6 protein-coding genes are annotated in these 6,772 nt (G+C 66.7%); 3 read left to right on the forward strand and 3 right to left on the reverse strand.

Annotation, left to right across the window (positions count from 1 at the left end; translation table 11 throughout):
* A partial coding sequence (locus AC3AYF_RS16460; protein ID WP_295040770.1) for an oxidoreductase occupies positions 1-790 on the forward strand: 790 nt, incomplete at its 5' end.
* Positions 791-926: 136 nt separating this feature from the next.
* Here AC3AYF_RS16460 and AC3AYF_RS16465 read toward each other — a convergent pair.
* The gene (locus AC3AYF_RS16465) at positions 927-1,616 is read right to left on the reverse strand and encodes a glutathione S-transferase family protein (protein WP_295040772.1); all 690 of its coding nucleotides are present in this window, start codon (positions 1,614-1,616) and stop codon (positions 927-929) included.
* 208 nt (positions 1,617-1,824) lie between these two features.
* On the opposite strand from AC3AYF_RS16465, the gene AC3AYF_RS16470 reads away from it, so the two are divergent.
* Together AC3AYF_RS16470 and AC3AYF_RS16475 are read left to right on the forward strand one after the other, a co-directional pair.
* The gene (locus AC3AYF_RS16470; protein ID WP_487780019.1) at positions 1,825-3,618 is read left to right on the forward strand and encodes an assimilatory sulfite reductase (NADPH) flavoprotein subunit; all 1,794 of its coding nucleotides are present in this window, start codon (positions 1,825-1,827) and stop codon (positions 3,616-3,618) included.
* A gap of 8 nt (positions 3,619-3,626) precedes the next feature.
* Positions 3,627-5,390 carry an NADPH-dependent assimilatory sulfite reductase hemoprotein subunit gene (locus AC3AYF_RS16475; protein ID WP_295040775.1) on the forward strand — a complete coding sequence of 588 codons (1,764 nt, stop codon included), beginning with the start codon at positions 3,627-3,629 and terminating at the stop codon, positions 5,388-5,390.
* Between the two features lie 21 nt (positions 5,391-5,411).
* On the opposite strand, the gene AC3AYF_RS16480 is transcribed toward AC3AYF_RS16475, so the two are convergent.
* Both AC3AYF_RS16480 and AC3AYF_RS16485 read right to left on the reverse strand, forming a co-directional pair.
* Positions 5,412-6,245 (reverse strand): citryl-CoA lyase, encoded by an 834-nt coding sequence (locus tag AC3AYF_RS16480; RefSeq protein WP_295040777.1) that lies wholly within the window; start codon positions 6,243-6,245, stop codon positions 5,412-5,414.
* Between the two features lie 14 nt (positions 6,246-6,259).
* Positions 6,260-6,772, reverse strand: a 513-nt coding sequence (locus AC3AYF_RS16485) for a CoA transferase (RefSeq protein ID WP_295040779.1), incomplete at its 5' end; no start/stop codon positions are given.

Here is a 6,772-nt window from a genome sequence, read left to right on the forward strand (position 1 = left end):
CCTCCTCGGGGATCCAGTTGCCGGTCGTCTTCCAGCCCTTGAGGTCCTTGCCGTTGTAGAGCGAGCGCCAACCGCTCTGCTCATCGCGCACCTCTCGCAGGCGGATGTTCCTCCAGCTGACCTCGAAGGGGCCCGCGCCGCGGCCGACGCCAAGCGGCTCGGTTTCGACACGGTGGAAATTCACGCCGCCCACGGCTATCTGATCGATCAGTTCTTCTGGGCGGCCACCAATCGGCGCAGCGATCGCTACGGCGGCACTACCCTTGAGGAGCGTTCCCGCTTCGCCGCGGAAGTCGTCAAGAGCGTGCGCGCTGCCGTCGGCCCCGATCTGCCGATCATCCTGCGCGTGAGTCAGTGGAAACAGCAGGACTTCGACGTACGTCTGGCCAACACGCCGGATGAGATGACCGACTGGCTCGCCCCGCTCGTGGAAGCCGGTGCGGATATCCTGCACTGCTCGCAGCGACGGTTCTGGGAGCCGGAGTATCCGGAAATCGACGGCCCCGATGGCCTGAATTTTGCCGGCTGGGCCAAGAAACTCACGGGGGCGCCCACCATCAGTGTCGGTTCGGTCGGCCTGTCCGGTGATTTCATGGGCGCCTTCAGCGGCGAGAGCTCGAGCCCGGCCAGCCTGGACAAGCTCGTGGCCCGGATGGAGCGCGACGAATTCGATCTGATCGCTGTCGGTCGCGCGTTGCTGAGCGATCCGGCGTGGGTGACGAAGGTCCATGCTCGCGATGAGGAGTCGATGAGCGATTTCACCAAGGAGGCGTTGGCCGAACTGTACTGATTCGGCATTCGATCTCCGCAACGGGCTCGGACCACCACAGGGTGGTCCAGCAGCCGGTCGGCGCTCGAGGTCGTGGCATTTCGATCCGACCCCGAAAGCTCTCGAGCCGACGGGGTCTCCCCTCGAAGGATCGGCTTCAGGCTTGTCGGCGCCGATCCGCGATGACACGCCGGCCACGCACGCAGTCGGCTTCGTGCGGCTCGTCGACCCACGGTTCGGCGATGCCCTGTTCGACCCATTCGGCCACCGCCGGATGCGCCAGCAGGCGCTCGGCGTAGGCCATGGCCGCCGCCCCGAGTTCGATGCCGTAACCGCGGATGCGCACCGCGACCGGGGCGAACATGGCGTCCACGGCGGTGAAGGCGTCGCCCGCGAGCCATGGGCCGCCGAAAGTCTCCAGCCCTTCCTGCCATAGCGTATCGAGTCGCTTCAGATCCCTCTCCAGCGCCTCGCTCGGCGTGCCCAGGTCGATGCTCAGCGCGCAGTTCATCGAACACTCGTCGCGCAGGGCGGCAAAGCCGGAATGCATCTCGGCGCTGGCGCAGCGGGCCCAGGCTCGGGCGGCGCGATCGGTGGGCCATGCGCTCGGGTGGGCCTCGGCCAGGTACTCCGCGATCGCCAGTGACTCCCATACCACCTGGTCGTCGTCGTGCAGGCAGGGGACCTTGGCGGTGGGCGAGAAGCGCGTGAACGCTTGCTGCTGGCCGGCGCCTTCGAACGGCGTCAGCACCTCCTCGAACGGGATCTGCAGGGCCCGCAGCAGCACCCAGGGTCGCATCGACCAGGATGAGTAGTTCTTGTTGGCGATGAAGAGTCGATAAGCCATGGCAGTCTCCGGAAAAGGGGGGCAACCGAGTATGCAAGGATCGACGACCGACGAAAAGCCGTCATGACGTCATCGAATAACGACAGTGCGTTTTAGCCTTTTTGATTCTCGGCGGTTGCCCTAACACTAATGGGTTATCCGATTCCGGTCCGCGCGCTCTGCCGGCGGTTCCGGTCATTTCGTCAACGAGAGGATAGGCGTGGCGCCCATGACACTGACCGATACCAACAGCCCGCTGAACGCCGACCAGGCCAGGCGCGTGCAGCAGGCGCTGGCGGATCTGAACGACGCGCAGCGGCAGTGGTTGAGTGGCTATCTGGCGGGGCGCGGTGCCCAGTCGGCCGGGGAGTCGCCGACGGGCGACTCGTCGCCAGCGCCGGCCGCCGCCACGGCGCTGACCGTGCTCTATGGCAGCCAGACCGGCAATGCCGAGGGGGTGGCCGAGCTGGCCGCCGAGCGCGCTCGCGCCAAGGGATTCGAGGTAACCCTCACCAGCATGGCGGACGCCGGAAAGAAGACGCTGAAGGCCGTCGAACGGCTGCTGGTCGTGGTCAGTACCCAGGGCGACGGCGATCCGCCCGATCCGGCGCTCGAATTTCACGAACTGGTGATGGGGCGCAAGGCGCCGAAACTGACGGGGACTCGCTATGCCGTGCTGGGGCTGGGCGATGCCAGCTACGAGCACTTCTGCCAGACCGGCAAGGAGTTTGACGCGCGCCTGGCCGAACTGGGTGGCGAACGGCTCAGGGAGCGCGCCGATTGCGATGTCGATTACGAGGAGCGTGCCGAGGCCTGGATCGACGAGGTGCTCGCGTCGCTGGCCGGCGATCTCGCCACGCCGCCGCCGGCTGAGGCCGCCGAGACCGACGCGGCGCAAGGCGCCCAACCGTCGTACTCGAAGAAACATCCGTTCATGGCCGAGGTGTTGACCCGTCAACCGCTCAATGGGCGCGGCTCCGACAAGCAGACCTTGCATCTCGAACTGTCGCTGGAGGATTCCGGGCTGGAGTATCTGCCGGGCGACGCCGTCGGGGTGGTGCCGCAGAACGACCCCGCCCATGTCGACGAGCTGATCGCGATGCTCAAGCTCGACGCCGAATCCCCACTGGATGAGGGCCGGGTACTGCGCGACGCGCTGCTGGCGGATTTCGAGGTGACCACGCTGACGCGCCCGTTTCTCAAGCAGTGGGCGGAGTGGTCCCAGGCGCCGGAGCTGCAGCGCCTGCTGGGTGAAGAGGCCCGCGATGAACTGCGTGACTGGCTCCACGGGCGCCAGATCATCGACGTGATCGAACAGTTCCCGGTCGACGGGATCGATGCCGCCCAGTTTTCGGCGGCGCTGCGCAAGCTGCCGCCGCGTCTCTACTCCATCGCCTCGAGCCAGGCGGCGGCCGCGGACGAGGTGCATCTCACCGTGGCCGTGGTGCGCTACGAAACCCACGGCCGGGCTCGTAACGGCGTGACCACGAGCTATCTGGCCGACCGGATCGAACCCGGCGACCGGGTGCCGATCTATATCGACCGCAACAAGCAGCTCAAGCTGCCCGACGATGACGAGGCGCCGCTGATCATGATCGGTCCCGGCACCGGCGTCGCGCCGTTCCGCGCCTTCCTGCAGGAGCGCGAGGAGCGCGGCGCTGGCGGCGACAACTGGCTGTTCTTCGGCGATCGGCACTTCCGCAGCGATTTCCTCTATCAGGCGGAGTGGCTCAAGTGGCGACAGCAGGGGCTGCTGACGCGCCTCGATGTCGCTTTCTCTCGCGATCAGGCCGACAAGGTCTACGTTCAGGACAGGATGCGCGAGCAGGCCGAGAGGCTCTATGCCTGGCTGGAAGCCGGCGCCTACGTCTACGTCTGTGGCGATGCCGAGTTCATGGCGCCGGACGTGCACCAGGCACTGCGCGACATCATCCGCGAGCAGGGCGGGCACGGCGAAGCCGGCGCCGACGACTATCTGCGTCAGTTGCAGCAGGAGAAGCGTTATCAGCGCGACATCTATTAGGAGTCGACATGGACATCATCGCCAAACTGCGTGACATCCCACTCGATGAGCTGCATCCCAACGAGCGGCTCAAGGTGGAGAGCGACTATCTGCGCGGCACGCTGGAAGAGAGCCTGGCCGATCGCGCCACCGGCGCCGTCGCCGAGAACGATACTCAACTGACCAAGTTTCACGGCTTCTACCAGCAGGACGACCGCGACCTGCGCGACGAGCGCCGACACCAGAAACTCGAACCGCTCTACAGTTTCATGGTGCGGTTGCGGCTGCCCGGGGGGCTGGTCACGCCGGCGCAGTGGCAGACGCTCGACGACGTGGCCTCACGCTACGCCAACGGCACGCTGCGCATCACCACGCGGCAGACCTTCCAGTATCACGGCGTGCTCAAGGAGAACCTGCGCCCGCACCTGCAGACCATCCATCAGGCCATGGTGGATACCATCGCCGCCTGTGGCGACGTCAACCGCAACGTGATCTGCACTGCCAATCCGCATCGCTCCGCCGTTCATCGGCAGGTCTACGAGTTGAGTCACCGGATCAGCGCTCGCCTGCTGCCTCGCACCCGGGCCTATCACGAGATATTCCTGGGTGAGGAGCGCGTCGCCGGCGGCGCCGAGGAACGCGCGGACGCGACGGCGGAGGGGGCTTCGCCGGCGCTCGATCCCAACGAGCCGCTCTACACCCGCCATTACCTGCCGCGTAAGTTCAAGGTGGCGCTGGCGATTCCGCCGGAGAACGATGTCGACCTGTTCGCCCACGACGTCGGCTTCATTGCCGATGTGGTGGAGGGCGAACTGCGGGGCTTCACCGTCTGCATCGGCGGCGGCATGGGTATGACCCACGGCGAGCCGACGACCTTTCCGCGGCTCTCCGACCCCATCGGATACTGCTCGCCGGAAGCCGCGCCCGCCGTGGCGGAAGCGATCATGCTGGTGCAGCGCGACAACGGCAATCGCCGCGACCGCAAGCAGGCACGACTGAAATATACCGTCGAGGAGATGGGGCTCGAGGCGTTCAAGACCGAGGTCGAAGGGCACCTCGGCGAAGCGCTGGCACCGGCGCGCGATTATCACTTCGACAACAACGGCGATCGGCTGGGCTGGGTCCAGGGCGACGACGGCCAATGGCACTACGGCCTGTTCGTCCAGAACGGACGCATCGCCGACTTCCCCGACGGCCCGCAGCTACGCACCGGATTGCGCGAGATCGCCGAGCAGCATGACGGCGACCTGGTGCTCACCACCAACCAGAACGTGATCATCACCCAGGTCGACGAGTCCCGCCGTGAAGCCATCGATGCGCTGCTGGATCGTCATCGGCTGGTGGCGGAGACCTCGCCGCTGCGACGTAACGCCATGGCCTGCGTGGCATTCCCGACCTGCGGGCTGGCAATGGCGGAGAGCGAGCGCTACCTGCCGTCATTGATCGACAAGCTCGAGGAGGTGATGAGCGAGGCGGGGCTGGCCGACGATGCGATCATCGTGCGTATGACCGGATGCCCCAACGGCTGCGCACGCCCCTATCTCGCCGAGATCGGCTTCGTCGGCAAGGCGCCGGGGCGTTACAACCTCTATCTCGGCGGCGGCTTCAGCGGCCAACGCCTCAACAAGCTCTACCGCGAGAACATCGATGAAGCGACCATCCTCGAGGCGCTGACGCCGCTGGTCCAGCGCTACTCCGTCGAGCGCGAGGCGGGCGAACCGTTTGGCGACTTCGTGATTCGCATCGGCGTGATCAAGGAGACCACCGCCGGACGCGAGTTTCACCAGGCTTGAACGGTCGCCGTTCGAGAGAGATCAGCCCCGGTTTGGCACCGGGCGTTGTGCCGGGCCGCCATAGGGCCACAGCCAGCCCTTGGGCATCGGGCCCTTGTTGCGCCCGCCCTGGCACTGCTGCTCCCAGGCGTGGGCGAGGATGCCCACCGAGCGCGACAGGCAGAACAGGCCGCGGGCCAGCGGGGCGGGAAAGCCCAGCTCGGCGTAGATGACGGCGGTGGCGCCGTCGATGTTGAGCGGAATCGGTTTGTCCTTCATGGCGATGAGCTGGCGTTCGACCTCGCGGGCGATGGAGACGAAGTTGCCATCCACCTCGCCGCGAGCGGCGGCTTCCTCCACCAGCTGCAGCAGTCGCGGCCCGCGGGGGTCGACCGAGTGGAAGCGGTGGCCGAAGCCGGGAATGATCTTGGTCCGCTCGCGCTGCCAGGTGGCGATGCCTTCCTGGACCGCGATCTCCAGAGGGTGCCCGCCGATCTGGTACTCGAGGATCGACTGGTACAGCTCGACGGCCTGTTCGCCGGCGCCACCATGGACGTCATCGAGCACGTTGACCGCGGAAGCCATGGCGTTGTTGAGGCTGCTGCCGCAGGTCACGGCCATCCGGGCGATGGCGATGCTCGGCGCCTGCGGGCCGTGGTCGACGGCGCTCATCAGTGCCGTTTCCAGCAGCGCCGACTGCGCTCGGGTGGGCAGCTCACCGCGAGTCATCAGCCAGACCATGTCGGTAAAGCCGACGTTGCCGATCAACTCCTCGATGGGGTAGCCGCGATAGCGGATCTCTCCGGGGCGCATGTCGATGATGTCGGTCTTCCACCACTGCCGGGCCTGGTATTCGGGGGTGAGGGTATCGGTCATGAGATGTCTCCTGTCTATTCGTCGTTGGCGGCGCGGGTGGGCAGCAGGATGTCGTTGTCCTGGCCGAGGCGGGGCGGTGGCGAGGCGACGCGGGGCGCCTCGCCGTCGAAACGGTAACCACCGCTGACCACTTCCAGCGGCCGGCCGATCGTGTCGTTGCCGAACCGCTCGATCAGCCCGCGATCGCGAACCTGTGGGTGCGCCAAGGCTTCGGCGACGCTGTAGACGGGGCCGGCGGGCACGCCGGCCTCGACCAGCCGCGGCCACCAGTACTCGGTCGTTTCCCGTTTCAGCGCCGCCTCGATGCAGTCGCTCAACGCCTGACGGTTCTCCAGGCGCGCCTGGCGCTGGGCGAAGCGGGCGTCGGTGAGCCATTCCGGGCGTTCGAGCAGGTGGCAGATCGCCTCGAACTGCTCCTGCTTGTTGGCGGCGATGTTGATCAAGCCATCGGCGGTGGCGAAGGTGCCCGAGGGGCTGGCGGTGACGTTGTCGTTGCCCATCGGCTGGGGCGGCTTGTCGGCGACCAG

Source organism: Salinicola sp. (assembly GCF_982684285.1).